The following is a 23,262-nucleotide window of genomic DNA, read 5'->3' as shown; positions in this document are numbered from 1 at the left end:
TGTCGCATTGAACACCGCATGGATTTTCAGCAAAGCCTGATCACCACGGTTCATGACTACAGCCTAGGCAATCTCGATTCCGTCGCGTTCAACCGAGAGCTGACGCAACGGCCCACGACGCTGCTGATTCCTTGCCTGATGGAGGAATTCAGCCGACCCGCCCTTGGCCTGATCCGCGACACCCTCTCAACCTTGAAGGGTCTGAACCGCCTTGTGATCGCCCTGGCGGCGCCGGCGGCGGAGGATGTGGCGCATGCGGAAGCCTTTTTCGCCGGCATGCCCTTCCCGGTTCAGGTGCACTGGACCAATGGACCGGCGGTCAAGCAGCTCCTTGAATCGATGGGTGAGCTGGGACTGGATGTCACCGGACCGCCAGGCAAAGGTTGGGCGGTCTGGCAAGGACTCGGTGTCGCCTGTCAGGACGCTGAAGTGGTGGGTCTGTTCGATGCCGACATCCGCACCTTCGGTTCCGCTTACCCGGAACGCATGCTGCGTCCGCTGCTGGATCGCTCCCATGGAGTGGCTTATGTGAAAGCCTTCTACAGCAGGCTCTCGCTGGAAACGCAGGCGCTGCAGGGACGCGCAACAAGGCTGTTTGTCGGCCCCCTGCTCGTGAGCCTGGAGCAGATCTTCGGCCCGCTTCCCTACCTGCGGTATCTGCAGTCCTTTCGTTATCCACTCGCAGGAGAATTTGCCTTCACAACCGATCTGGCCATGAACCTCCGCATCCCATCCGATTGGGGGCTGGAGGTCGGACTTCTGTCGGAGGTCTTTCGCCATGTGGCCCCGACCCGCATCGCTCAGGTGGACCTTGGCCTGTTTGATCACAAACACAAGGAACTTGGCAGCAAACCCAGCGAAGGGCTCCAGCGCATGGCTGGTGAGATCTTCGGCACCGTGCTGCGAGGATTGATGGAACACGAAGGATCCGTGATGACCATGGATCAAATACCAACCCTTGAGGTGCTTTATCGACGGGTCGGTGAAGATCGGGTCCGACAGTTCGGCATCGATTCAGCCATCAACCGTCTGCCGTACGACCGACACGGAGAGGAACTGGCCGTGCATCGTTTTGCTGAACTGCTGAGAAGTGGATTGTCAGATCTCATGGCATCACCGATTGCCCACCAATTGCCGAGCTGGTCGCGACTGAAAAGCTGTAACCCATCTCTCCAAGCTGATTTGAGTGATGCCGGGCAAGCGGATCGAACCATGTCTGCGACGTCGACGCGAGCACAGACCCTGAGGCGACCCAATCACAAGCCCAGAACAACATCTACTGAATTGGTGGCCTAAAAAAGGCTACTGATATCAATTCGGAAGGCCTTTGTCCAGGCCTTCCCATCAACATAGAACTGTCAGATCCCTTGCTGGTGCTGGCGGATCACCCAATTCGTCGCAGCTTTTTGCGAATACCATGCTTGCAACAGTTGCTTGGCAATTGTCTGCAGCTGGGCAGGATCAGCTGTTTCATCAATGGCACGGTTGATGCGCTCCATTTCAAAGGATTGACTCATGGAGATGCTGATTGAGTTCTGCATCACAGCCTCTATGACAAGACAGAATCAGTTTCTCGGGGCGCCACAAAAACAAATGTTTCATTTGAGACGAAAAACTGCAACTGTGTGTTTTCTCTGATCTCAAACGAACAAGGCCCTGCTGCCATCCGGCACCACTGATCCAGCACCACGCAAACAACCCTCAGGAACACAGGCGAAGCAACACCGGGAACGCTGAAAGTTACAAACGCTACAGAAAAATCGACTTTGGTATCAAGCCGTCTAAACCAAATCGGAAACAGGATCCAATCGGTGACCAATCCAACACTTGTTGGGGCGAAAATTCTTCAAGATGCCACTATTCAAGATGGCTCAACAATGGAATGCGTCTATCACAACGACACCGATCGAATGGTGATCGTGAAATGCGTCGGCCAGGATCAGTTCTATCGAGAGAAAGTCGTGTTGCCGACTGAATTGTTCTGGTTCGAAGCACCTGAAAATGCTCGCCTCGAAATCTGGAGGATGTCACTCCAAGGCCAGATGCTTCAGGTCAGAGCTGATGTCAAGGAATATGCAACGCAGGATGAACCAGCCGAAGAGACACTCGGAGCCTGCTGAGGCGTCACCCCCCACCCGGCTCCGACCGAATCGTCAGCGGCCGATCAGATCCACCCCGAGCAGCTCAGCAGTCATCCTTGAGCGAAGGAAGCCTCCACGCCGCAGTGGCTTCACACTGGCTGATCCTGTTGCAAGAGGAGGCTGAGACTGTTGGATCCCGTCCTGCGTCAGACGGAGAAGCTCAGCCGTTTTCTTGGACCGGATGATCTCGCCTTTTGTCGTCTTCCGCCCGGAGGGCCGGTAGAGCAGTTGAGATGTTTGGACTTTCTGGCTTTGAGACTGAAGTTTGGACATGGCGTCCTCTCGTTGATGAACAGGCCCCCGTTCCATGACCTGCGAACCACTGCGCCCTGTATCAGGGTGAACGTTTGGTAGCGTTTGATACAGACAGAGCTTGGCAAGAATTCGTCCTCACGTGTCGTTCGCGCCGAAACAAAATGGCAACTGGTAATGAGTCTTCACAGAAGGACGGCCAAGCAGAGTGGACGACGTCACATGAATGGCAGGACACTGTCTGGATGCACGTGAAGGATCTCTTACGGAATGGGGCGATGGCATGCCTGATGGCGCTGTCCATGACAGCCATGCAGGCATGCACAAATCAAGCCAGGGAAACTCCCAGCCATGAAGCCGAACTCGGTGACACACTCGTGGTGGAGGGAGACACAGAGGTGCGCCTGACCCACGCCTTCAAGCCCGGAGAACCCAATGGTCTGTTCGATGGAGGCATCAGCGTCATCACCGATGGTTCCGAAGGGATCAGGGCAGAAGTGAATGCGGTTTGCAGCATGCCTGACCTGCCCAACTGGCCTGAGTACGACAACATTTACGGTCGCTGGTTGTCCGACGATGAGAAACCCGGAGTGGAAGGAGGCAAGACGGATTGGCAACTGCTGCTCTACTTCGATGGAGAGGCCAAGGACAAAGGACGCGAAAAAGCGCCTGGCTGGGCCAAACGTTTAGCGCAGAACCTCTGCCGCAAAGGCGACTTCCAGGACAACTGAGCGACTGAGGGGGGCCAGACATCCCGAACTCGCCGAACGGTTCGATCAACAACATGATCCAACAGTTGCGGTTGATACGGATCAACCCTCCTTCTGACCCGAATATGGGAATGGTTCTCATTCTCGCTCAATGGCTAGTACCGGCAGCGTCAGCTCATGGGATGAATCATTGCTGGTTGCAATGATTCAATATCCTGTGCCTGTCATTACAGGTCCAGCGGATATCCAGACACAAGTTGATCAGATTTGCAAAGCCGTAGCGTCAACCAAGGCTGGTTACCCGGAGGCAGATCTGATTGTGATGCCTGAATACTCCACTCAAGGTTTAAACACAGCGATTTGGACCTACGACGAGATGCTGCTACGCATCGATTCTCCTGAGATTGATCGCTTCAAACAGGCTTGCAAAGAGAATGATGTTTGGGGTGTTTTCTCTCTTATGGAGCAGAACGACGACCCAAGCCTGCCTCCATTTAACTCGGCCATCATCATCAATTCAGATGGTGAAATTGCTCTTCACTACAGAAAACTCCAGCCATGGGTGCCGATTGAGCCATGGTCTCCAGGAAACTACGGAATGCCGGTGTGCGACGGCCCCAAGGGCTCCAAGCTTGCAGTGTGCATCTGTCATGACGGCATGTTCCCAGAACTCGCTCGGGAGGCTGCTTACAAAGGAGCCAACGTTTATATCCGCATCTCTGGTTACTCAACCCAGGTGAATGATCAATGGATCTGGACCAACCGAACCAACGCTTGGCAGAATCTGATGTACACGATTTCTGTAAACTTAGCTGGTTATGACGGCGTCTTCTATTACTTCGGCGAAGGAACAGTTTGCAATTACGATGGAAATGTAATCCAGCAGGGCCACAGGAATCCTTGGGAAATCGTTACTGCTGAGCTGTTCCCTCGACTGGTTGATAAAGCAAGAGAAAACTGGGCCCTCGAAAACAACATCTTCAACCTGGGATGCCGGGCTTATGTCGGTCAACCCGGGGGAGAGAAAGAGAATTACCTCACGTGGGTCAAGGATCTTGCCAATGGAGAATACAAACTCCCTTGGGACGAAAAAGTGCGCATCCGCGATGGCTGGAAGTACTACCCCGATGGAGTCAAATTGGGACCGATGCCACAGAACGGAGTCAAAAAATCGATTCCCGCAGCAGCGGCAAGCTGACCAAAGTCACTGCCGCACCTTGACTCCATACCAAGAGCAAGGTGCGGCTAACTTAAAAAAATAAGCTTTAATATCACAAGCAAGCGCCTTAAAAAGTAGCACTTAGAACAAAGTTTTAATTTCAAAACGACGCAATCTTGCTTTGCGTATAAAGGGTCACTTTTTGGCCCTTTTTGATTGCCTTCAATACAGGGTGTCGGCTTTTCATTCTCAATGCCCGAAACCCTTTTCAAGGTTGATCTCACCAAGCCAATGGATCAACAGGAAATGCCTGGACATAATCGTTGGCATCCTGATATTCCGGCGGTCGCGTCAGTAAATCCAGGCGACATCTTTCGCATTGAGTGCAAAGATTGGACCGATGGTCAGATTAAAGATAACGACGACCCGAAAGATATCGCTGATGTCAATCTTGAGGTCGTTCATGTCTTAAGTGGACCAATCTGGGTCAATGGTGCTCAGCCAGGAGATATCCTGGTGGTCGATATCCTCGAAGTTGGAGCACTTCAAGGAGATGAATGGGGCTTTACTGGAATCTTCGCCAAAGAAAATGGTGGAGGATTCCTGACAGATCATTTTCCTAAAGCAGCCAAAGCAATCTGGGATCTGGAAGGGATCTACACGTCCTCTCGCCACATTCCCGGAGTTCGTTTCGCTGGCATCACCCACCCAGGCCTGATTGGCTGTGCTCCCTCCATGGAGCTGCTTCAGGAGTGGAACCGCCGAGAAACCGAGCTGGTTCAGACCGCTCCAGACCGCAGAACCTACGGGGCTGGACTCTCAGGAACGGAACCTGTTCTGGCAGCTCTGCCGAATCCAAACAGTGCCATTCTCGGGAACGTTGCCTCTGGGGATTTCGAAAGGATTGCCAACGAGGCAGCTCGAACTGTTCCTCCTCGCGAACATGGAGGAAACTGCGACATCAAAAACCTGACGAAAGGGACACGCATCTATTTCCCTGTCTATGTCGAGGGTGCAAAGCTCTCCATGGGTGACATTCACTTTTCTCAAGGAGATGGTGAAATTTCATTCTGTGGCGCCATCGAGATGTCTGGATATCTCGATCTTCATGTTGAGCTGATCAAAGGCGGAATGGCTAAATATGGGATGGTCAATCCTATGTTTAAGACAAGCCCTGTTGAACCTCACTACTCTGACTATCTGGTTTTCGAAGGGATTTCAGTCGATGAATTCGAAGGCAAGCAATACTATATGGATGTACATATCGCTTATCGCAGAGCCTGCCTCAACGCCATTGAATACCTGAAAAAGTTTGGCTACACAGGTGAACAGGCTTACCTTTTGCTGAGCTGCGCCCCAGTCGAAGGACGCATCAGCGGAATCGTCGATATTCCAAACGCATGCTGCACGCTCGCCATACCAACGTCGATCTTCGACAAGGACATTCTTCCATGTTAAACACTATCTACTTATTCATTATTCACTGATACCAGCAACATGCCTGTCTACGAATATTCATGCCAATCTGGTGAATGTGACACCTATGAAGTATGGCGATCTATTGATCAACGTGCCATACAAACAGAATGTCCTACCTGTGGCAGTGAAGGGAAGAGGGTTTTCAATCCACCCATGATGTTATCCTCTTCAATCCGATTGAAAGTAGAAGCAAAAGAACCGAAACTTATCAGTAAGAAAAACTCATCCCGCGCATCTGAGGCCAGCAAACCTCGACTACGCACAAACGATTCACGTCCTTGGATGTTGAATCGAGGTTGCTGAAAAGAATCAGCACATTAAAAAAGGGGGGATGTGATCATCATGATCGCATCCCCCCTTTTTTTGCACTCATTAAACTGTAAGGAATTCTCCAATCACTTGATCAGACAATTGAGACGTCGGGCCACTCGAAACAATACCACCGCGTTGCATTGCATAATAAAAACTGGACTGCTTAACAAAATGAAGATGCTGCTCAACAAGAAGAACACTGATGCCTGTTTCATCAATGATGCGCCTGACAGCACGTTCGATATCAAGAATGATCGAAGGCTGAATCCCTTCAGTCGGCTCGTCTAACAAAAGAAGTTTTGGCTTACCAAGCAGTGCACGTGCAATGGCAAGTTGTTGCTGCTGACCTCCACTGAGATCACCGCCACGACGATTCAAAAACTGCTCCAGGATCGGAAAGAGTTCAAAGACAATCGGGTCAATATGCCGATTTCGTCCCATCCCGCCAGGGAGTGATTCCATCCCAATCAGAAGATTCTCACGAACCGTGATTCGAGGAATGATATCTCGACCTTGAGAAACATAACCAATTCCTCCCCTGGCACGTTTATAAGGAGGTTGATTCATCAACATTTTTCCATCATATTCAATCGAACCAGATCGTTGCTCGAGAAGACCAATGATCGTCTTCAGAAAGGTTGTCTTTCCCACTCCATTACGACCGATCAAACAAATCATTTCCCCCTCAGGGATATGCAGGTCAACATTTCTGAGAATGTGACTCTCACCGTAATACACATTCAAGCCGCTAGCTCGAAGAATAGTTTTTGTGGAGCTGGGATGCGCGGTGGTTTTAGTTTGTACCATGGTTCTTCAGAGATTGGCAAATTAAATAATGACGTTATTCGGATTGACCGAGATAAACCTCAATCACTTTTGGATCAGACTTCACTTCGTCGAGTGAACCTTCCGTCAACAACTGCCCTTGATGCAACACAGTGACTGGTGCGGCAAGATCACGAATAAACTCCATATCATGCTCAATGACCACCACGGTATGTTCACCTGCAAGGGATTTAATCAGTTCAGCTGTTTTGTTCGTCTCTTCATCGGTCAAACCTGCCACTGGCTCATCCAGAAGAATGATGTCTGGAGATTGAGCAACAAGCATTGAGATCGCAAGCCATTGCTTTTGACCATGAGACAAGGAACCGGCCAAGACCTTGGCGTAAGGAGCAAGGCCCACATAATCCATCAAGCGATAGACCTCATCTTTAGCCGTATTATTCAGCTTTTCAAACATCAGGCTGAATGGCATCTTGCTCGGTGAAGCAGCCAACTCAAGATTTCTGGAGACCGAAAGATTTTCAAACACGCGAGGTGTCTGAAACTTTCGACCAACACCTAATCTTGAAATCTTCTGTTCCGACAAACCAATAATACTAGAACCTCTCAGGGAGACTGAGCCTTTGGTTGGCTTAACCTTTCCAGTGATGACATCTAGAAAAGTTGTTTTACCAGCGCCATTGGGTCCAATGATTGACCTTAGTTCACCATGCTCCAGAGAGATGGAGAGATCAGTCAATGCAAAGAAACCATCAAAATCAACGCTGACATCATTTAATTCAAGAATTGGTGTTGACATAGCTTAAACAGTGTTGGTTGACATGAAAGCGAAGGTTGAGCAAGAAAAGATTATTGAGATTGAGTCGTATAACCCTCATCCATTTCCAGCTTTGGATATGTTGAAGATTTCTTTGCAATTCCAAAGGCTGCCATCATCGATGTAAATCCGCCGTTCTTAAACCATCCATAAATGCCATCGGGCATCAACACAACCACAAAGATGAACAAGCCACCCTGCACAAACAACCAGGCTTCAGGCAGCGCTTCACTAACCAGACTTCGCAGATAATTGACTAAAACAGCACCAATAATCGGTCCGATCAATGTTCCACGACCACCAACAGCAACCCAAATCACCATTTCAATGGACATTGAAATGGCCATATATTGAGGTGAAACGATACCTGACTGAACTGTATAAAGTGCCCCAGAGATACCAGCTAAGGCGCCAGCAACCAGAAAGACAATGACTTTGAATGGAACTGGATTAAAACCACTGAAACGCAAACGGGCCTCATCGTCTCTGATACCGATCAAAGCATCACCGAAACGTCCGCTGGTCAGAAACTTACAAAGAAGGTAGGCAAAAGGCAGAATTATGAGAGTGATTCGATAAAACATGAGTTGAGCATCGTCTGAGCCCACAATCATTCCGAATATCTCAGTGGTGCTGGTTTTAAGACCATTTGTTCCATTAACGAGCTTCTGCTGTCCATTGAAGAAATGGTAAAAAACCATCAAGGATGCTTGGGTGATAATGGAAAAATAAACACCCTTGATGCGGTTTCTAAAAATCAGATATCCAACAAGACCAGCAACCACCGCAGGAATCAACCAAATAGCGATCAGTGTCCAAGGGAAGGACCAGAATGGTTGCCAGAAAAATGGGAGATTATCAACACCGTAATTCTCGAAGAACTTTGGTAGCCCATTGGCTCCCGTGGTGAAATCATTATTGGTCACCAACAGAAGATGCATGGCTATGGCATAACCACCCAAGGCAAAAAAGATACCTTGACCCAGGCTGAGAAGTCCGGTGTATCCCCAGATAAGATCAATGCCTAAAGCAATGATAGCTAGAGAAAAATACCTTCCAAAAAGATTGAGGCGGAACTGTGAAAGAATCGTCGGTAGAACAAAGAATGCGAAGGCTAGAAGAAGCCAAGGAAGCAGCTTTTTGAAAATTTTCATGGAAAATGAAAATGCAAAGATCAGGATTCGACGGATCGGCCCTTCTGGGGGAACATCCCAGTTGGCTTAAATTGAAGGAACGAAATAATAAAGATAAAGATCAACACATAGGACATACTCGTTGTTGCGAAGAACTCAATGACAGCAGCAGGAGCAGCTGGTATGTCTGGGAAAGCAATCAGAATGGCGCCGGATCCAATGATGGATTGAATGATTCCAAGCATCATCGAAGCAATCACAGTACCGACAAGATTTCCCACCCCTCCCAGAACAATGACCATGAAGCAGGAAACGATATAGGCAGCACCGAGATTGGGACCCACGGAGCCAAGCAAGGTAATCGCACTCCCAGCCACACCAGCCAGGCCAGATCCAATGCCAAAGGTGATGCTATCGACGCTGTCAGTGGGAATACCCAGGCAATTGCTCATCTGACGGTTTTGAGTCACGGCACGGATGCGTAATCCCCAGACACTCTTTGTAAGAAACCATGCCACAAAACCAAGCAGCAGAGCAGAGAGGATAATGATGAAGATTCGAATACCCGGCAACTCAATCCCCGCAATCGAACCCCAGCTTCCTTGCAACCATTTCGGGGCCGTCACATCAATATTTCGAGGCCCGAACCAGGCTTTAGACAGTGGTTTAGAAGCTGACATCGCAGTGATTGAAATGAAACCAATCACTGATGCCACAACCCAAACGAGTCCTGAAAGATAGGGATAAAACGAAGCGCTCTTGAGTTTTGTAGGTGAGAAACGCTGAAAGCAATAACCAAGGATGATGGCAACTAATATCCCTACAACCATGCTTGTTGAAACACTACGAATGAATTGAATCAGAACGAGGCTGACACCCCACGTAGCGAGCAATGTTTCAAGAGGTCGTCCATATAACTGTCGTATTAATGTTCTTTCCAGAAGAACTCCGACGAGGCCAGTGATGATGAAGGCAAAAACGAGCGCAAAAAGATAATAAAGTTGGAAAATGCCTTCGCCGAGTGGCTTGAACATATTTTGTGTGACAAAAGTCACATAAGCTCCAACCATCATCAACTCGCCATGAGCGAGATTAATCACTCCCATCAAACCAAAAACGATGGCCAGGCCCGTCGCTGCGAGAAGCAGTACTGACCCGATGCTGAGCCCATCAAGGAGCTGTGAAAAAATTAATTCCATCAGTACATGGGGTAAAAAAAAGGGGCCACAAGTTTATTGTGGCCCACTATTCAAATGAGTTCAGACGTAACGATCACATCTTGAACTTTCCGGCGTCAGGACGATCAAGCGTCCAGTCGCACTTGTAACCCTTGGTCTCAGGAACGTACTGGTTCCAGGTAATGGGAGGAACGGGAGTCTTGCTATCCCAGAGAATCTCGAATTGGCCATTCTCCTTGGCTTCACCAATCCGCACAGTCTGCGAGATGTGGTGGTTGGGATACATCTCAATCGGACCCTGAGGAGCATCAAGCTTGATGCCGATCAGTGCGTTCCGCACTGCATCAAGATCCTCATACGTGCCGGCCTTCTCAACAGCAGCCTTCCAGAGGTAAACCATGTTGTAGGCCGACTCCATAGGATCGTTCGTCACACGCTCGTCACCGTACTCAGCAAGGAATGCTGCGTTGAAGGTGTTGGAGGCTTCAGTCCCGAGGGACATGAAGTAGTTCCAGGCTGCGTAGGTGCCGCCCACATACTCAGGTCCAATCTGACGGATCTCCTCCTCAGCGATGGAGAAGGACATGATCGGGTACTTGTCAGGAGTGATTCCTGCTGCCTTGAACTGCTTGAACAGGGCAACGTTGGAATCGCCATTCAGAGTGTTGATGATGATTCCACCATCAGGGAACTCTTTCTTGATCTTGGCGATGATAGGCGCCACCTCGGTGTTGCCGAGAGGGATGTAGTCCTCACCGACCGTCTCACCACCCAGGCTCTTGACCTGCTCTTTGATGATGGTGTTAGCAGTTCTGGGATAAACGTAGTCAGAACCGACCAGGTAGACCTTCTTGCCGTACTTGTCGGCGAACTGCTCAAACAGCCAATCAACTGCAGGCTCAGCTTGCTGGTTCGGAACAGCGCCGGTGTAGAAGATGTTCTTGGAGCACTCCTGGCCTTCGTACTGAATCGGGTAGAAGAGGAAATGATCCTTGGCTTCATAAACCGGAAGCATTGCTTTCCGACTAGCCGATGTCCAGCCGCCGAACACAACGGCAACCTTGTCGGCGTCGATCAGCTTCTGAGACTTCTCTGCGAAGGTGGGCCAATCCGAGGCACCATCTTCAGAGGTGTAGGTGATCTTGTAGCTCTTGCCGTCGACCTTGACACCGCCGGCTTCATTGATTTCCTTGATCGCCATCTCCTCGACTTCTTTCAGAGTCGTTTCGGAGATCGCCATCGTTCCGCTAAGGGAATGAAGGATGCCAACCTTGATTTCACCATCAAAGTCGCTACCACCACCAGCGGAATCATCGCTGCCACCGCCACAGGCGGTCATCGTGACTCCCACTGTCGTGGCCGCGAATGCAGCGAGCAGACGCTTCGTAAACGTTGAATTCATAAAGCAAAGACACACGGTGGATGAGACCGCCATGAGGGCGACCATGGGACCGTATGAACCGACTTGGACCCGCTTTGTATCGACAATAACATTTTGGGAATTGCCGCGATTCGTTGACTTAATTCGGTAGCTGTTGCAACACAAATGCCTCCACGCTCTCGAGGCCTTCTCCGGTTTGAAGGTTTGTGAAACACCAGGGGCGCTCACCACGCATCCGCTTGGTGTCATGCTCCATGACCACAAGATCTGCACCCACCATGGATGCCAGATCGATTTTGTTGATCACCAAAAGGTCCGAACGGGTGATACCAGGCCCTCCCTTCCGTGGAATTTTGTCTCCAGCAGCCACATCGATGACATAGATACAGAGATCGACCAGTTCCGGACTGAAACTGGCGGCGAGGTTGTCACCACCGCTTTCCACCAGCACAAGATCAAGACCCGGAAACTGAGCCTCAAGCTCCGCCACTGCAGCCCGGTTGATCGAGCAGTCCTCTCGGATCGCCGTGTGCGGGCAACCGCCGGTCTCAACGCCTCGGATCCGTTCAGGCTCCAGAGCACCAGCCCGCGTCAGGAACTGGGCATCCTCCTGGGTGTAGATGTCGTTGGTAACGACAGCGAGCTGAAGCTGATCACGCAGGCGGCGGCACAACGCTTCCACCAGCGCTGTCTTTCCTGAGCCAACCGGGCCGGCGACTCCTAAACGCAGCTTGCTGCTCATCAGCTTCGAAACAGGCGTGAATAGAGCTCAGCATGGGCGAGCTGCGCCTGCCCGACACCGACACCACCACTCCACAACGTCCGAGGATCACGATCAAGCAGCTGCTCAGCCTGATCGGCGATCAAGGGAAGCGCTCTTTGCTGCAGCACCTGGGCCCGGGACGGACCCAACGGCAACAGCCTGACCGCTGCACTGAGCTGATTGGCTACCCAGCTGTAGAGGTAACCCTGCACCATTTCTCTGTCTGACAGCTTCAAAGCCCTCGCGGCCCAGGCCCATGACGCCGGCCAGGCCAGAGATAAAGGAGCCGGCAGGGAATGGCCCATCTCTGCCAACAACAGCAGCAAGGACTGGCCCATCTGACGATGCTGCGCGCGCAGCTCGGCGGCATCACGCGTCGCCAGGAGCCAGCCGTCCAGATTCAACAGACGCTGGCGCGCCGCAGCATCCCCACGCCGAACCCAGGCCGAGCAGTCATCGGCGAGAGTCACCAGCGACGCTGCCTCCAGCCGCAGGGAGCCCCTGGTCAGCTCTGCCTCCAGCCAGCCCTCGAGAGCCCTTTCGTCCGCGAGCATGCCGGCCTGAATCTGCACTTCCAGGCCCTCGGAATAACTGAATCCTCCGACCGGTAAAGCCGGACTCACCAGCTGAAGCAGGGCAAGCGATGTCATCCGTGCTGATGCACTCCATAAGCACCCGCCTCCGGAGCGAACGACCGGACGCACCGACTCAGTTTGAGACCTCGGCTCTTCAGCAGATCGGCGAGGACGGAATCATCCAGCAAGAACAGCTCCTGCTGATGAAGCTCGAGGGCAACATGGCGATTGCCCAGGTGATAGACGGCCTGCATCAACTCCAGTGGAGTCGCGGCCTGCACGCGCAGCAACGCCTCGGGTGCCGCTGTCACCTCCACCCGCGTGATTCCATCAGCATCACAGAGTTGATCTCCGGGCTGGAGCGATTGGTCCCGCGGCAACTGCAGCAGCACCTCCCGGCCGCAGACCGTGCGGCGACGACCTCGCAGCACCGTTCTTTCATCAGCCGTCAGGGGCAATCGCAGATCTGGCTTCAAGGAATTGGGAGCGAGGCGCTGCTCCAGCACAAGCACCGATTCCATCACCCATCCCATCCCGATTGGTTGGGAGCCTGCCCAGCAGCAGCGGATGGCTTGGTATGGATTGCTACAGAGATGTCGAGAGCAGCCATGGAGCGTGGCAACCATGCAACGACTCGAGCCCTGGCACGGCCACTGCAGGCTGCAGTTCACAACCAATGACGGCGGCAGAACCCGTCACCAGGGTGGCTGCCGTGCTCCGTTCAAACTGCTGCGGGCGGAGGCGGGGGACGACGGCCGCTGCGAGCTGCCCCTTCTTCACACCGCCGGTGGCCTGGTGGGCGGCGATCAGCTCAGCATCGACTTGAACCTGAAAGCTGAAAGCCGCAGCCTGATCACCAGCGTGGCTGCTCAGAAGGTCTATGGCTCTGTCGGCCGCAGCCGCCTGAATCCCGATGGAGCCTGGTCCAGGCAGGGCGTGACCTGCACCCTGGATGACAACAGCGATCTGGAATGGCTGCCTCAGGAAATGGTGCTGTACGCCGATGCACTGTTTCACCAATCGTTGAGGGTGTGCCTGCCGGAGAACGCCTCATTTCTCAGTGCGGAGATCGTGCGGCTGGGGCGGACCGCCGCGGAGGAACGGCTGAATCAGGGATGCTGGCGCTCATGCCTGGAGATTCAGCGCCATGGAGCCGAATCACCGCGCTGGGAGCTGGTGGATCGGCTGGAGCTCGGTGGATCGAGCCTGACGGACTGCCACGGACTGGCCGGTGCACCGGTGTTCGGGTCCCTGGTGTGGGCGGCACCCAAGCCGCTCAGTCCCGAAGCGATCTCCATGCTGCTGAAGGATGCACGGGACGACCGGCATGGCCTGATCGGCACGATGCGCTGCAGCACGCTGGATCAAGGGCTTGTTGCCCGCTACATCGGTCCTTCGAGCCGGGATGCCCGCTTCTGGTTCAGCCGCATCTGGGCTCGGACACGGGCATTGCGGGGTCTCGCCCTTCCCCGCATCCCGCGGGTCTGGCCTTTACAAGAACAGCCCTTGCAGGACCAGCCGTTGCAGAGCTTGATGTTCAAGGAGAACACTGCTGAGGCCATTGCGGAGACACACTGACCATGACCGAGTCTTCCCATGCATCTCAGTCCTCAGGAAAAGGACAAGCTCCTGATCGTGACCGCGGCCCTGCTGGCTGAGCGACGGCTCAACCGCGGCCTCAAGCTCAATCACCCTGAGGCGACGGCCTGGCTGAGCTTCCTGGTTCTGGAAGGCGCCCGTGACGGCAAAAGCGTTGCGGAACTGATGCAGGAGGGCACCACCTGGCTGAGCCGTGATCAGGTGATGGACGGTGTCGCGGAGCTGGTGCATGAAGTGCAGATCGAGGCGGTCTTCCCCGATGGCACCAAGCTCGTCACCCTGCACGACCCCATTCGCTGAGGACGTCCCTGATGCCACCCCTGATTCCCGGCGAACTGCTTCCGGAACCCGGCGAAATCGAACTCAACGCCGGTCGCCCTGTGACCACCATCAGCGTCGCCAACAGCGGCGACCGCCCCGTGCAGGTGGGCTCCCACTTCCACTTCGCTGAAGCCAACGCCGCTCTGCAGTTCGACCGGATCGCCGCTCGCGGGCAACGGCTCGACATCCCCGCCGGCACAGCGATCCGGTTCGAGCCCGGCGACAGCCGGGACGTGAACCTGATTCCCTTCGCCGGCGCACGGCGTGTGGTCGGCTTCAACGGCCAGATCAACGGACCCCTTGACGCCTGATCCATGCCTTTCCGCATCTCCCGCAAGACCTACGCCGAGACCTACGGACCAACCACAGGCGACCGGGTCCGCCTCGCCGACACCGATCTGATCCTCGAAGTCGAGAAGGACTACACCGTCTATGGCGATGAGGTGAAATTCGGGGGCGGCAAAGTCATCCGCGACGGCATGGGCCAGTCCCAGATCCCACGGGCAGGTGGCGCCGTGGACACGGTGATCACCAACGCCCTGATCCTCGACTGGTGGGGCATCGTCAAGGCTGACGTGGGCCTGAAGGACGGCCGGATCGTGGGCATCGGCAAAGCCGGCAACCCTGACACTCAGGAGGGGGTGACGATCATCGTGGGACCGGGCACCGAAGCGATCGCCGGCGAGGGCCACATCCTCACCGCCGGTGGCATCGACACCCACATCCACTTCATCTGCCCGCAGCAGATCGAAACCGCCCTGGCCAGTGGTGTGACGACCCTGATGGGTGGCGGAACCGGACCAGCCACCGGCACCAACGCCACCACCTGCACCCCCGGCGCCTTCCACATCGCCAGCATGCTGCAGGCCGCTGAAGGCCTGCCGGTGAATCTGGGCTTCTTCGGCAAAGGCAACGCCAGCACACCTGAGGCCCTGGAAGAGCAGGTGCTGGCAGGGGCCTGCGGGCTCAAGCTGCATGAGGACTGGGGCACGACACCGGCAGCGATCGATGCCTGTCTGTCGGTCGCGGACCGGATGGATGTGCAGGTCTGCATCCACACCGACACCCTCAACGAAGCGGGCTTCGTTGAGGACACGATCGCCGCGATCAAGGGTCGCACCATCCACACGTTCCATACAGAAGGTGCCGGCGGTGGTCATGCCCCCGACATCATCAAGATCTGCGGTGAAGCGAACGTGCTGCCCAGCAGCACCAACCCCACCCGGCCCTACACCCGCAACACGCTCGAGGAGCACCTCGACATGCTGATGGTGTGTCACCACCTGGATCCGAAGATCCCTGAGGACGTGGCCTTTGCCGAATCACGCATCCGCCGCGAAACGATTGCCGCCGAAGACATCCTTCACGACCTGGGTGCCTTCTCGATCATTGCCAGCGATTCCCAGGCCATGGGCCGCGTTGGCGAAGTGATCACCCGAACCTTCCAGACGGCCCACAAGATGAAGGTGCAGCGGGGAGCGCTCCCGGAGGATTCCGATCGCAACGACAACCACCGGCTCAAGCGCTACATCGCCAAAGTGACCATCAATCCGGCCCTGGCCCACGGCATCAGCAGCGAGGTTGGATCCGTCGAAACCGGCAAACTCGCCGATCTGGTGCTCTGGAAGCCTGGTTTCTTCGGCATCCGTCCTGAACTGGTGCTCAAGGGAGGTTCCATCGTGTGGGCCCAGATGGGTGATGCCAACGCCTCGATCCCAACCCCGGGCCCTGTGCATGGCAGGCCGATGTTCGGAGCGTTCGGCAAGGCACTGGTCCACAACTGCCTCACCTTCGTCAGCCAGGCAGCGATGGATGCCGACATCCAGAGCCAACTCGGGCTGGAACGGACCTGCCTGGCCGTCCAAGACACCCGCAGCGTTGGCAAAAGCGCTCTGAAGCTCAATTCCAGCCTGCCCAATGTGAGCGTGGACCCGCAGACCTATGAAGTGTTCGCCGACGGCGAACTGCTCACCTGCGAACCCGCGGAGGTGCTTCCCCTCGCGCAGCGCTATCTGCTGCTTTGAGCACCACCCTGCTGGTGGTGCAGCATGTCGACCACGAAGGTCCCGACCTGATTGCCGATCTGGCCCGGGAACGGCAAATGCAGATCGACGTCCGGCGGCCATCTCTGGGAGATCCCTTCCCTGATCCGGATGGGTGCCGCAACACCATCGCCTTGGTGCTGGGAGGCCCCATGAGCGTGAACGACCGCCTGCAGCCAGGCATGGACTGGCTGCAACGGGAACTGGACTGGCTGACGTCCTGGCATCAGCAGCAGAAACCGGTCCTGGGGATCTGCCTGGGCGCACAACTCCTGACGATGGCGGCCGGGGGAAGCGTTGAACAGCTGCTGGTGGGCCACCCGGCGCACCCCTTGAAGGAGGTTGGCTTCGGTGCCATCCACTGGGTTGTTGACCCAAGCGAGGAGCCGCTGCTGCAGGGGCTTCATCCCAGCGAGACCGTGCTGCATTGGCATGGCGATCGCATCCGCCTGCCCTCCGAAGCAACACTGCTGGGTTCATCACTGCACTGCAAGGAGCAGGTGTTCCGGGTCAAACGCCATGCCATCGGCTTGCAGTGCCATCTGGAAGTCTCCGGTTCCAGCCTGGAGAACTGGATCAGAGCTGATCGCAGCTATGTGGTGAACGCCATGGGAGCGGATGGGCCAGAACAACTTCAGAACGACTGGAAACGCCAAAGTGCGGATCTGAACCGCAGTGGCCGAAGGCTCTTTTCCAATGCTCTGACTCAACTCCTGGCTGAGCTTTGAGATCAGAAGTTGATGCCTGGATCAATGATGTGTTGGAGGCTGCTGGTGTGAGAAGACAGCCTCCGAGGAAGAAAGGCCAGTTTCATCCCTCAAATCTTTTTTAGTTGAGCAGAAGATTAAAAACAGTTTAAGAGGATACAGATTTCTTTTTTCTCCTGGTGGATTCACGTTGTCTGGAACGCCACGGGAGATCAGCCGAAGACCGCATTCAGAGGGGGGCTTCACGTCACCAGAGATACGCAAATCACATGCTGATCCCGCTTTTGGAACCCAAGTCGAGCAATGTGTAGCAACGGCAACCCATGCGCCCCCTGTCGAGTTTTTGGATGCGTGCATCCATTGTTCTGGCGATGTTCACCCAGTACCGACCGACCGACGGGTACGACGAATATTTCTGCCGTGAACAATCCGCACCCCGGGAAGATCTCGAACCGCTGCTGTCGTCCCTCGGCGCCATGGGACTGGCGGAACTGAACCGCAGCCACGCATCCGCCAGCAACCTGCTGCGGCGTCTTGGAGCCACATTTCGCCTGAATGGCTCAGGGCTTCAGGGCGGTGAGCGGATCCTGCCCTTCGACCCTCTACCCCGGCTGATCCACCGCCAGGACTGGTCTGTACTGGAACGAGGGTTGTTTCAACGCCTGGAAGCCATCGATCAGTTTCTTGAGGATGTCTATGGCCCGCAGATGATCCTCCGGGACGGTGTGATTCCCCGTGAAGATGTGGAAAGTTCCCAGGGGTGGCGCCCGCAGATGCAGGGCATCACCACTCCCCTCAACCGCTGGTGCCACATCTCCGGGCTGGATCTGATCCGGGACGGAGAGGGAACTTGGCGTGTTCTGGAGGACAACCTGCGATGCCCCTCGGGAGTGGCCTACTTCCTGGAGAACCGGCGCGTGATGAAGCGGTTGTTCCCGAGCCTGTTCGAAGGGCGCATCGTGCAACCGATCGACGATTACCCATCGCATCTGCTGCGCACGTTGCAGGATCTGGCTCCGTGGAGCGATGCACCGAGGGTTGTTCTGCTCACCCCTGGAGTGTTCAACAGTGCGTACTTCGAGCACAGCTACCTGGCCCAGCAGATGGGGATCACCCTGGTGGAGGGCCGGGATCTGATCTGTGAGGACGGTCGGGTCTGGATGCGCAGCACCGCTGGACGGGAGCCTGTCGATGTCATCTACCGCCGCATCGACGATGACTTTCTCGATCCCACGGTCTTCCGTCGTGATTCGATGCTCGGCGTGCCGGGCCTGATCGATGTGATGCGATCCGGTCGGGTTGCGATCGCCAATGCCCCCGGCACCGGAGTCGCCGATGACAAGCTCATCTACGCCTACGTGCCGTCCATGATCCGTTACTACCTCAATGAGGAGCCGATCATTGACAACGTTCCCACCTATCTGTGCTCCAGGGACGACGATCTGCGTTACGTGCTCGAACATCTGAACGAACTGGTGGTGAAGTCCGTCGCCGAGGCTGGTGGCTACGGAATGCTGATCGGCCCTCACGCCACGGCTGGGGAGATCGATGGCTTCGCCGCGAAGATCAGAGCTCACCCTCGCAATTTCATCGCCCAGCCCACCCTTCAGCTGTCCACGGTCCCGTCCCTCAGCGAAGGAGAGCTCTACCCCTGCCATGTGGATCTGCGTCCGTACGTGCTGCGGGGCAAGACCAACTGGGTCAGTCCTGGAGGACTGACCCGCGTGGCGCTGAAGCGGGGATCCCTGGTGGTGAATTCGTCCCAGGGTGGAGGCTGCAAGGACACCTGGGTGGTGAGTGAGAACCCTGTCTCTGCTCCGAGAAAGGAGGCATTGCCGTGCTGAGCCGAGTGGCTGATTCGCTGTACTGGATCAACCGGTACATCGAACGCGCCGAGAACATCTCACGGTTCCTCGAAGTGAGTGAAGCCATGGCACTGGACTGCCCACCCGGCAGCGCGGAACCCTGGCTGCCCCTTGTCGATGCCATTGGTGATCGGGACAGCTTCGAGCAGATGTATTCCCAGGGATCTCCGAAAGAGGTCGTGAGCTTTCTGCTTCTGGATCGCGACAACCCGAACAGCATCGTCAGTTGCATCGCCAATGCCCGTGAAAACGCACGGCAGATCAGGGATGTGATCACCACCGAAATGTGGGAGCAGCTGAACGATCTCTACTGGAACGTGCAGGACGGCGAAGCGCTCTGGCAAGAACCGGATCAGGAGCAGCTGCGCAGCATCCGGAGAGGTTGTCAGCTCTTCTACGGCATCACCGACGTCACCCTCAACCGGGATCAGACATGGCTGTTCAGCCGACTGGGCCGGCTGATCGAACGGGCGGACAAAACCTCACGCATCCTCGACGTGAAATATTTCCTGCTGCTGCCAGCGCCCACGGAAGTGGGGGGGGTGCTGGATGAACTGCAATGGATCTCTCTGCTGCGCACAGCTGGCGCCTATCAGATGTATCGCCAGAGCGTGCAACAGGCCATCACACCGTCATCGGTGGCTCGGTTTCTGTTGCTGGATCCGATCTTTCCCCGTTCCGTGCGTTTCTGCCTTCAGGCGATCAATGAAACCCTGTCGCAGATTCAACGGGCCCCCCAGGCAGGGCCTCCGGATGACCTCGAATGTCTGCGGGGTCAGGTGCTCGCCAAATGGAGTTACATCCGCATTGATGTTCTGATCGAGCGCGGACTGCATGAAGCCATCGATCAATTGCAAACCGACCTGAACCAGCTGCATGCCTTGATTCACAACCGATATTTCATCACCGGCGACCTCGCCTCCACCCCCTCTGACCCCTCATGCGCGCTCAGCTGACCCATAGCCTCACCTACCGCTACGAGGCCCCGGTTCAGCTCGGCGAACACAGGCTCTGCCTGCGTCCTCGCGCCCAGGGCCATCAACATCTGATCGAGCACAGCCTTCGGATCACGCCTGAACCGAGCCACAGCCATGACCTCCTGGCTGCCAGCGGGGATGCCATCCAACGCGTCCGCTTCTTCGGACCCACCGACGCCTTGCACATTCAGGCCAGCAGCCTGGTGGTGACACACCCGGCTGCACCGCTGCTGGACTGCTTCAACGGTCTTGAACCGCCCCTCCCTTACCCCCGGCGACAACTCAACCAGGATCTGCTCGGAGCACTCGAAGGCTGGCTACCCAATGGCCAGCACGATCCTTCCGCTGTGGAGCTGGCACAGGATGCGCTGATGGGCAGCAATCAACAGGTGCTGCCGTTCCTCCATCAATTGATGGAGATGATTCAGGATCGGGTGAAGTACACCCAGCGCCACGCGGGCCCGGCCTGGCCAGCAGGCCGGACCCTGCGCGAACGGATCGGATCCTGCCGGGATCTGGCGATGCTGATGACGGAGTGCTGCCGCAGTATTGGACTGCCGGCTCGCTTTGCGAGTGGTTATCACCTCGCCGACCCGGCACCGCAGAGTTACGACCTGCATGCCTGGACCGAGGTGTATCTGCCGGGGGCCGGCTGGCGTGGCTTCGATCCCAGTGCGGGCGGCGAAATCACCGAGCGCTACATCGTTCTGGCCAGTTCCTCGAAACCCGATCTCACCGCAGCCGTCTGCGGCACCTTCAGTGGCCCACCAGGAACGGTCAGCGAGCTGAGCTGGTTGATCGAAGCGATGGTGGAATCAGAATCCGACCAGAACCACGCACCCAGCCTGATTCAGGCCGCCTGAAGCTCCGGTTCCACTCCATGAAGGCATGGTTTCGGCGCTGTGATGGTCGTGGCATCCATCAAGGCCGGAATGCGAGCACTGTTGTAAACGCGGAATTCATTCACGAGGGAGACTCCCTGCTCGCGCACGGCCTGGTTCAGGACGACCGAACCATCGGGATCTGACACCGAACGATGGAAGGTGCCCGGAGGAATGCGCAGGATGTCGCCGCCACTCTCCAATCTCACGATGTGGAACGGCTTCTCCCAGGCCAGATTCACGAGATAGAACGTGCGACCGCCACTGGCGGCAAGCAGATTGTCCTCCTGGTGAGGATGAAGATAGAACTGCCAGGCGCCACTGGCCGGATCGTTGGGTGGGCTGGTCGCCGGCCCGGTGTGAATCACCAGGTCACGGGCATTCGACGTTCCCACGGTGACATCGAAGAAGCGAACCGATGGTGTGTCGCGGAAGCGTTCGTAGGCCAGCAGTTCAAACATCAAACCGGGTCGATGAAAACCCGAACACTGCATGTGTTGTAACGGGAGAAGCCTTGGGAAATGGTCGCGACAGCGACGGTTCAGCCCCCCAGATAGGCCATCTCCGCATGATGGTTTGAATCAGCGTTGCCATGACGCTCCTCGCTGTAGCGATCGCTTCGCCGATGCCAGAGAGCGGCCATGGTCCGCTCGAGGTCTGACTCCACGTCCAGTACCGGGGTCAGATCCGTGCCCTCCGCTGCGAACAGACAGGTGAAGGCACGGCCATCGGCCGTGACGCGCAAACGGTTGCAATCCGAACAGAAGGGCTCACTGATGGAGGCGATCACACCGAGGCAGCCTCCACCGTCGGCGTAACGCCAGCTCCGCGCTGTACCGCTCACAGGGCGACCGAGCGGCTGGAGCGGCCACCGCGCACCGATGCGCTTCACCATTTCAGCGGCCGGGAGAACCTGCTGCGGACGCCAGCCGTTGCGATTGCCGACATCCATGAATTCGATCAGACGCAGCTCAAGCCCCCAGCGCCGCGCCAGATCCGCCAGGGGAATCAACTGATCGTCATTCACAGTCCGCTGAATCACGGCATTGAGCTTCAGGCCACCGGCAGCAGGATCAAAACCGGCTGACGTGGCAGCCTGCAGCCCGGCAAACACCTGCTGCAGGAGGCGTTCACCGGCCGGAACACCGCCACGGAGGCCGGCCATGCGCGCCGCCACCTCTGGATCGACAGCATCGAGACTGACGGTGATCCGATCCAGACCGGACGCACGAAGTGCCGTCGCCCGTTCGGACGTCAGCAGCACGCCGTTGCTGGTGAGAGCGACCTCGCGCAACCGGTTGAGAGGATCACCGAGCGTCTCCCGTCCGTTGTGGATCTGCTGAAGCAGAGGGAGCAAGCGGTCACTCAGCAGGGGTTCACCCCCGGTGAGCCGCAGGGTGTGCACGCCGAGACGACAGGCAACCCGAATCAGACGCAACTGCTGCTCCAGACTCAGCAGGCCTGGAGGATCCTCCGCATCGGGGCAGCAGTACGGGCAGCTCAGATTGCAGCGGGCTGTTAACGACAACCGCAACACACCCAGCGTCCGAGAACGCTGATCAGCAACCGATGGCTCACTGGTCATGGGGTCAACGCTGCCAGATCCTCGGGTCGGTTCGCATTGAGCAGCACATCGCGCGGCAATCGCACCGTCTGCAGCGGCAGCCGGTCCAACCAGTCCAGCCAACGCCACTGGCCGGCGGTGAGTTGCTCGATGAGGGCCGTTTGAAACGGTGCCCCCGATGGGATCACCGCCAGAAGTGGCTGCAGACGCTCGCCGTCATGCGCAACGGCGATCCGATCCGGCCTGCATTGCCAGGCCATGATCAACTGCCTGAAGGTGTCCGTTCTGAGTCGCGGCATATCCACAGGAAGAACCAGCACCGCCTGCCCCGGTGTCGACGGCAACACCCTGGCCAGGGCATTCAGCGGCCCGCTCCAGGGCGGCGGTTCCAACAGAACACGCACGTCGGAACGATGCGCCAGTTGATCGGCATGGGTCTGATGACGACTGACGACCTGGACCGGGAGTTCAAGGGGCAGCAACTGATCCACAATCGCCGTGAGCCAGACACCACCATCGGGATGAGGCAACAACGCCTTATCGCGTCCCATGCGTCGGCTGTCGCCACCACTGAGCAGACACACCTGCAGAAGTGGATTCACGCCAGCGAATGAAGTTAT

The 23,262-nt window shown here is 56.0% G+C and carries 26 protein-coding genes; 14 read left to right on the top strand and 12 right to left on the bottom strand.

The features are described 5' to 3' along the window. The first annotated feature begins 18 nt into the window (after nucleotides 1–18). Nucleotides 19–1,296: a glycosyl transferase gene (locus ACJ0G7_RS07520; protein ID WP_043697103.1), complete on the top strand. Its 1,278-nt coding sequence runs from the start codon at nucleotides 19–21 to the stop codon at nucleotides 1,294–1,296. 62 nt (nucleotides 1,297–1,358) lie between these two features. On the opposite strand, the gene ACJ0G7_RS07515 is transcribed toward ACJ0G7_RS07520, so the two are convergent. Continuing rightward, the gene (locus ACJ0G7_RS07515) at nucleotides 1,359–1,541 is read right to left on the bottom strand and encodes a hypothetical protein (RefSeq protein WP_043693740.1); all 183 of its coding nucleotides are present in this window, start codon (nucleotides 1,539–1,541) and stop codon (nucleotides 1,359–1,361) included. Between the two features lie 336 nt (nucleotides 1,542–1,877). Between ACJ0G7_RS07515 and ACJ0G7_RS07510 the strand changes: the two genes are divergently transcribed. The 5 genes from ACJ0G7_RS07510 to ACJ0G7_RS07490 all read left to right on the top strand — a co-directional run bounded on the left by ACJ0G7_RS07510 (nucleotide 1,878) and on the right by ACJ0G7_RS07490 (nucleotide 6,044). Further along, the gene (locus tag ACJ0G7_RS07510; protein WP_043693743.1) at nucleotides 1,878–2,120 is read left to right on the top strand and encodes a DUF1830 domain-containing protein; all 243 of its coding nucleotides are present in this window, start codon (nucleotides 1,878–1,880) and stop codon (nucleotides 2,118–2,120) included. 575 nt (nucleotides 2,121–2,695) lie between these two features. Then, complete coding sequence (locus ACJ0G7_RS07505) at nucleotides 2,696–3,124, top strand: hypothetical protein (protein WP_407395595.1); 429 nt, start codon at nucleotides 2,696–2,698, stop codon at nucleotides 3,122–3,124. 130 nt (nucleotides 3,125–3,254) lie between these two features. Next, entirely contained in the window at nucleotides 3,255–4,301 is a 1,047-nt protein-coding gene (locus ACJ0G7_RS07500) for a formamidase (protein ID WP_052378211.1), read from the top strand. Between the two features lie 213 nt (nucleotides 4,302–4,514). Further along, entirely contained in the window at nucleotides 4,515–5,720 is a 1,206-nt protein-coding gene (gene fmdA, locus ACJ0G7_RS07495; protein WP_043693750.1) for a formamidase, read from the top strand. A gap of 39 nt (nucleotides 5,721–5,759) precedes the next feature. Beyond that, the gene (locus tag ACJ0G7_RS07490; protein WP_407395593.1) at nucleotides 5,760–6,044 is read left to right on the top strand and encodes an FmdB family zinc ribbon protein; all 285 of its coding nucleotides are present in this window, start codon (nucleotides 5,760–5,762) and stop codon (nucleotides 6,042–6,044) included. 69 nt (nucleotides 6,045–6,113) lie between these two features. Here ACJ0G7_RS07490 and urtE read toward each other — a convergent pair whose 3' ends face one another. The 8 genes from urtE to ureE all read right to left on the bottom strand — a co-directional run bounded on the left by urtE (nucleotide 6,114) and on the right by ureE (nucleotide 13,207). Then, nucleotides 6,114–6,860, bottom strand: coding sequence for an urea ABC transporter ATP-binding subunit UrtE (urtE, locus tag ACJ0G7_RS07485; protein ID WP_407395592.1), 747 nt, complete (start codon nucleotides 6,858–6,860; stop codon nucleotides 6,114–6,116). A gap of 34 nt (nucleotides 6,861–6,894) precedes the next feature. Beyond that, a complete protein-coding gene (urtD, locus tag ACJ0G7_RS07480; RefSeq protein ID WP_043693756.1) occupies nucleotides 6,895–7,638 on the bottom strand; it encodes an urea ABC transporter ATP-binding protein UrtD in 744 nt (247 codons plus the stop codon). A gap of 50 nt (nucleotides 7,639–7,688) precedes the next feature. Continuing rightward, nucleotides 7,689–8,810 carry an urea ABC transporter permease subunit UrtC gene (gene urtC / locus ACJ0G7_RS07475; protein WP_407395591.1) on the bottom strand — a complete coding sequence of 374 codons (1,122 nt, stop codon included), beginning with the start codon at nucleotides 8,808–8,810 and terminating at the stop codon, nucleotides 7,689–7,691. A gap of 20 nt (nucleotides 8,811–8,830) precedes the next feature. Next, complete coding sequence (gene urtB, locus ACJ0G7_RS07470) at nucleotides 8,831–9,988, bottom strand: urea ABC transporter permease subunit UrtB (protein ID WP_407395589.1); 1,158 nt, start codon at nucleotides 9,986–9,988, stop codon at nucleotides 8,831–8,833. Nucleotides 9,989–10,061: 73 nt separating this feature from the next. Then, nucleotides 10,062–11,369 carry an urea ABC transporter substrate-binding protein gene (gene urtA, locus ACJ0G7_RS07465; protein WP_407395872.1) on the bottom strand — a complete coding sequence of 436 codons (1,308 nt, stop codon included), beginning with the start codon at nucleotides 11,367–11,369 and terminating at the stop codon, nucleotides 10,062–10,064. Nucleotides 11,370–11,487: 118 nt separating this feature from the next. Beyond that, nucleotides 11,488–12,090 (bottom strand): urease accessory protein UreG, encoded by a 603-nt coding sequence (ureG, locus tag ACJ0G7_RS07460; RefSeq protein ID WP_407395588.1) that lies wholly within the window; start codon nucleotides 12,088–12,090, stop codon nucleotides 11,488–11,490. Continuing rightward, the gene (locus tag ACJ0G7_RS07455) at nucleotides 12,090–12,761 is read right to left on the bottom strand and encodes an urease accessory protein UreF (RefSeq protein WP_043693771.1); all 672 of its coding nucleotides are present in this window, start codon (nucleotides 12,759–12,761) and stop codon (nucleotides 12,090–12,092) included. Before ACJ0G7_RS07455 ends, ureG begins: the two co-directional genes overlap by 1 nt. Then, nucleotides 12,758–13,207: an urease accessory protein UreE gene (gene ureE, locus ACJ0G7_RS07450; RefSeq protein WP_407395586.1), complete on the bottom strand. Its 450-nt coding sequence runs from the start codon at nucleotides 13,205–13,207 to the stop codon at nucleotides 12,758–12,760. Before ureE ends, ACJ0G7_RS07455 begins: the two co-directional genes overlap by 4 nt. 103 nt (nucleotides 13,208–13,310) lie before the next feature. On the opposite strand from ureE, the gene ACJ0G7_RS07445 reads away from it, so the two are divergent. From ACJ0G7_RS07445 to ACJ0G7_RS07410, 8 genes are all read left to right on the top strand, one after another. Beyond that, the gene (locus tag ACJ0G7_RS07445) at nucleotides 13,311–14,264 is read left to right on the top strand and encodes an urease accessory protein UreD (RefSeq protein ID WP_407395585.1); all 954 of its coding nucleotides are present in this window, start codon (nucleotides 13,311–13,313) and stop codon (nucleotides 14,262–14,264) included. A gap of 18 nt (nucleotides 14,265–14,282) precedes the next feature. Continuing rightward, entirely contained in the window at nucleotides 14,283–14,585 is a 303-nt protein-coding gene (locus ACJ0G7_RS07440; protein ID WP_043693777.1) for an urease subunit gamma, read from the top strand. Nucleotides 14,586–14,596: 11 nt separating this feature from the next. After that, nucleotides 14,597–14,917: an urease subunit beta gene (locus ACJ0G7_RS07435; protein WP_043693780.1), complete on the top strand. Its 321-nt coding sequence runs from the start codon at nucleotides 14,597–14,599 to the stop codon at nucleotides 14,915–14,917. Nucleotides 14,918–14,920: 3 nt separating this feature from the next. Next, nucleotides 14,921–16,630, top strand: a complete 1,710-nt coding sequence (ureC, locus tag ACJ0G7_RS07430) for an urease subunit alpha (RefSeq protein ID WP_407395582.1) — start codon at nucleotides 14,921–14,923, stop codon at nucleotides 16,628–16,630. Further along, nucleotides 16,627–17,376 carry a type 1 glutamine amidotransferase gene (locus tag ACJ0G7_RS07425; protein ID WP_407395580.1) on the top strand — a complete coding sequence of 250 codons (750 nt, stop codon included), beginning with the start codon at nucleotides 16,627–16,629 and terminating at the stop codon, nucleotides 17,374–17,376. The genes ureC and ACJ0G7_RS07425 overlap by 4 nt, the downstream gene beginning before the upstream one ends. Nucleotides 17,377–17,726: 350 nt before the next feature. Then, on the top strand, nucleotides 17,727–19,199 hold the full coding sequence (locus tag ACJ0G7_RS07420) for a circularly permuted type 2 ATP-grasp protein (protein ID WP_407395871.1): 1,473 nt from the start codon (nucleotides 17,727–17,729) through the stop codon (nucleotides 19,197–19,199). Further along, complete coding sequence (locus tag ACJ0G7_RS07415) at nucleotides 19,193–20,176, top strand: alpha-E domain-containing protein (protein ID WP_043693790.1); 984 nt, start codon at nucleotides 19,193–19,195, stop codon at nucleotides 20,174–20,176. The genes ACJ0G7_RS07420 and ACJ0G7_RS07415 overlap by 7 nt, the downstream gene beginning before the upstream one ends. Further along, nucleotides 20,161–21,060 (top strand): transglutaminase family protein, encoded by a 900-nt coding sequence (locus ACJ0G7_RS07410; protein WP_043693793.1) that lies wholly within the window; start codon nucleotides 20,161–20,163, stop codon nucleotides 21,058–21,060. Before ACJ0G7_RS07415 ends, ACJ0G7_RS07410 begins: the two co-directional genes overlap by 16 nt. On the opposite strand, the gene ACJ0G7_RS07405 is transcribed toward ACJ0G7_RS07410, so the two are convergent. The 3 genes from ACJ0G7_RS07405 to ACJ0G7_RS07395 all read right to left on the bottom strand — a co-directional run bounded on the left by ACJ0G7_RS07405 (nucleotide 21,048) and on the right by ACJ0G7_RS07395 (nucleotide 23,244). Beyond that, on the bottom strand, nucleotides 21,048–21,539 hold the full coding sequence (locus tag ACJ0G7_RS07405) for a hypothetical protein (RefSeq protein ID WP_043693796.1): 492 nt from the start codon (nucleotides 21,537–21,539) through the stop codon (nucleotides 21,048–21,050). The two genes, ACJ0G7_RS07410 and ACJ0G7_RS07405, sit on opposite strands and share 13 nt — an antisense overlap. Before the next feature lie 80 nt (nucleotides 21,540–21,619). Then, on the bottom strand, nucleotides 21,620–22,663 hold the full coding sequence (locus tag ACJ0G7_RS07400) for a GTP 3',8-cyclase MoaA (protein ID WP_407395579.1): 1,044 nt from the start codon (nucleotides 22,661–22,663) through the stop codon (nucleotides 21,620–21,622). Further along, on the bottom strand, nucleotides 22,660–23,244 hold the full coding sequence (locus ACJ0G7_RS07395) for a molybdenum cofactor guanylyltransferase (RefSeq protein WP_253912731.1): 585 nt from the start codon (nucleotides 23,242–23,244) through the stop codon (nucleotides 22,660–22,662). The genes ACJ0G7_RS07400 and ACJ0G7_RS07395 overlap by 4 nt, the downstream gene beginning before the upstream one ends. Between the last annotated feature and the right edge of the window lie 18 nt (nucleotides 23,245–23,262).

The sequence above is a fragment of the Parasynechococcus sp. genome, assembly GCF_045559935.1.
Lineage (GTDB): Bacteria > Cyanobacteriota > Cyanobacteriia > PCC-6307 > Cyanobiaceae > Parasynechococcus.
Note: the sequence above shows the minus strand (reverse complement) of the source record. Positions and strands in the feature narration are given on the sequence as shown.

What these genes read in the sequence shown, in the direction of transcription:
- ACJ0G7_RS07520 (WP_043697103.1), top strand. Translation starts at nt 19, where the DNA reads ATGGATTTTCAGCAAAGCCTGATCACCACGGTTCATGACTACAGCCTA.
- ACJ0G7_RS07515 (WP_043693740.1), bottom strand. Translation starts at nt 1,541, where the DNA reads ATGCAGAACTCAATCAGCATCTCCATGAGTCAATCCTTTGAAATGGAG.
- ACJ0G7_RS07510 (WP_043693743.1), top strand. Translation starts at nt 1,878, where the DNA reads ATGGAATGCGTCTATCACAACGACACCGATCGAATGGTGATCGTGAAA.
- ACJ0G7_RS07505 (WP_407395595.1), top strand. Translation starts at nt 2,696, where the DNA reads ATGACAGCCATGCAGGCATGCACAAATCAAGCCAGGGAAACTCCCAGC.
- ACJ0G7_RS07500 (WP_052378211.1), top strand. Translation starts at nt 3,255, where the DNA reads ATGGCTAGTACCGGCAGCGTCAGCTCATGGGATGAATCATTGCTGGTT.
- fmdA (WP_043693750.1), top strand. Translation starts at nt 4,515, where the DNA reads ATGCCCGAAACCCTTTTCAAGGTTGATCTCACCAAGCCAATGGATCAA.
- ACJ0G7_RS07490 (WP_407395593.1), top strand. Translation starts at nt 5,760, where the DNA reads ATGCCTGTCTACGAATATTCATGCCAATCTGGTGAATGTGACACCTAT.
- urtE (WP_407395592.1), bottom strand. Translation starts at nt 6,860, where the DNA reads ATGGTACAAACTAAAACCACCGCGCATCCCAGCTCCACAAAAACTATT.
- urtD (WP_043693756.1), bottom strand. Translation starts at nt 7,638, where the DNA reads ATGTCAACACCAATTCTTGAATTAAATGATGTCAGCGTTGATTTTGAT.
- urtC (WP_407395591.1), bottom strand. Translation starts at nt 8,810, where the DNA reads ATGAAAATTTTCAAAAAGCTGCTTCCTTGGCTTCTTCTAGCCTTCGCA.
- urtB (WP_407395589.1), bottom strand. Translation starts at nt 9,988, where the DNA reads ATGGAATTAATTTTTTCACAGCTCCTTGATGGGCTCAGCATCGGGTCA.
- urtA (WP_407395872.1), bottom strand. Translation starts at nt 11,369, where the DNA reads ATGAATTCAACGTTTACGAAGCGTCTGCTCGCTGCATTCGCGGCCACG.
- ureG (WP_407395588.1), bottom strand. Translation starts at nt 12,090, where the DNA reads ATGAGCAGCAAGCTGCGTTTAGGAGTCGCCGGCCCGGTTGGCTCAGGA.
- ACJ0G7_RS07455 (WP_043693771.1), bottom strand. Translation starts at nt 12,761, where the DNA reads ATGACATCGCTTGCCCTGCTTCAGCTGGTGAGTCCGGCTTTACCGGTC.
- ureE (WP_407395586.1), bottom strand. Translation starts at nt 13,207, where the DNA reads ATGGAATCGGTGCTTGTGCTGGAGCAGCGCCTCGCTCCCAATTCCTTG.
- ACJ0G7_RS07445 (WP_407395585.1), top strand. Translation starts at nt 13,311, where the DNA reads ATGCAACGACTCGAGCCCTGGCACGGCCACTGCAGGCTGCAGTTCACA.
- ACJ0G7_RS07440 (WP_043693777.1), top strand. Translation starts at nt 14,283, where the DNA reads ATGCATCTCAGTCCTCAGGAAAAGGACAAGCTCCTGATCGTGACCGCG.
- ACJ0G7_RS07435 (WP_043693780.1), top strand. Translation starts at nt 14,597, where the DNA reads ATGCCACCCCTGATTCCCGGCGAACTGCTTCCGGAACCCGGCGAAATC.
- ureC (WP_407395582.1), top strand. Translation starts at nt 14,921, where the DNA reads ATGCCTTTCCGCATCTCCCGCAAGACCTACGCCGAGACCTACGGACCA.
- ACJ0G7_RS07420 (WP_407395871.1), top strand. Translation starts at nt 17,727, where the DNA reads ATGTTCACCCAGTACCGACCGACCGACGGGTACGACGAATATTTCTGC.
- ACJ0G7_RS07410 (WP_043693793.1), top strand. Translation starts at nt 20,161, where the DNA reads ATGCGCGCTCAGCTGACCCATAGCCTCACCTACCGCTACGAGGCCCCG.
- ACJ0G7_RS07405 (WP_043693796.1), bottom strand. Translation starts at nt 21,539, where the DNA reads ATGTTTGAACTGCTGGCCTACGAACGCTTCCGCGACACACCATCGGTT.
- ACJ0G7_RS07400 (WP_407395579.1), bottom strand. Translation starts at nt 22,663, where the DNA reads ATGACCAGTGAGCCATCGGTTGCTGATCAGCGTTCTCGGACGCTGGGT.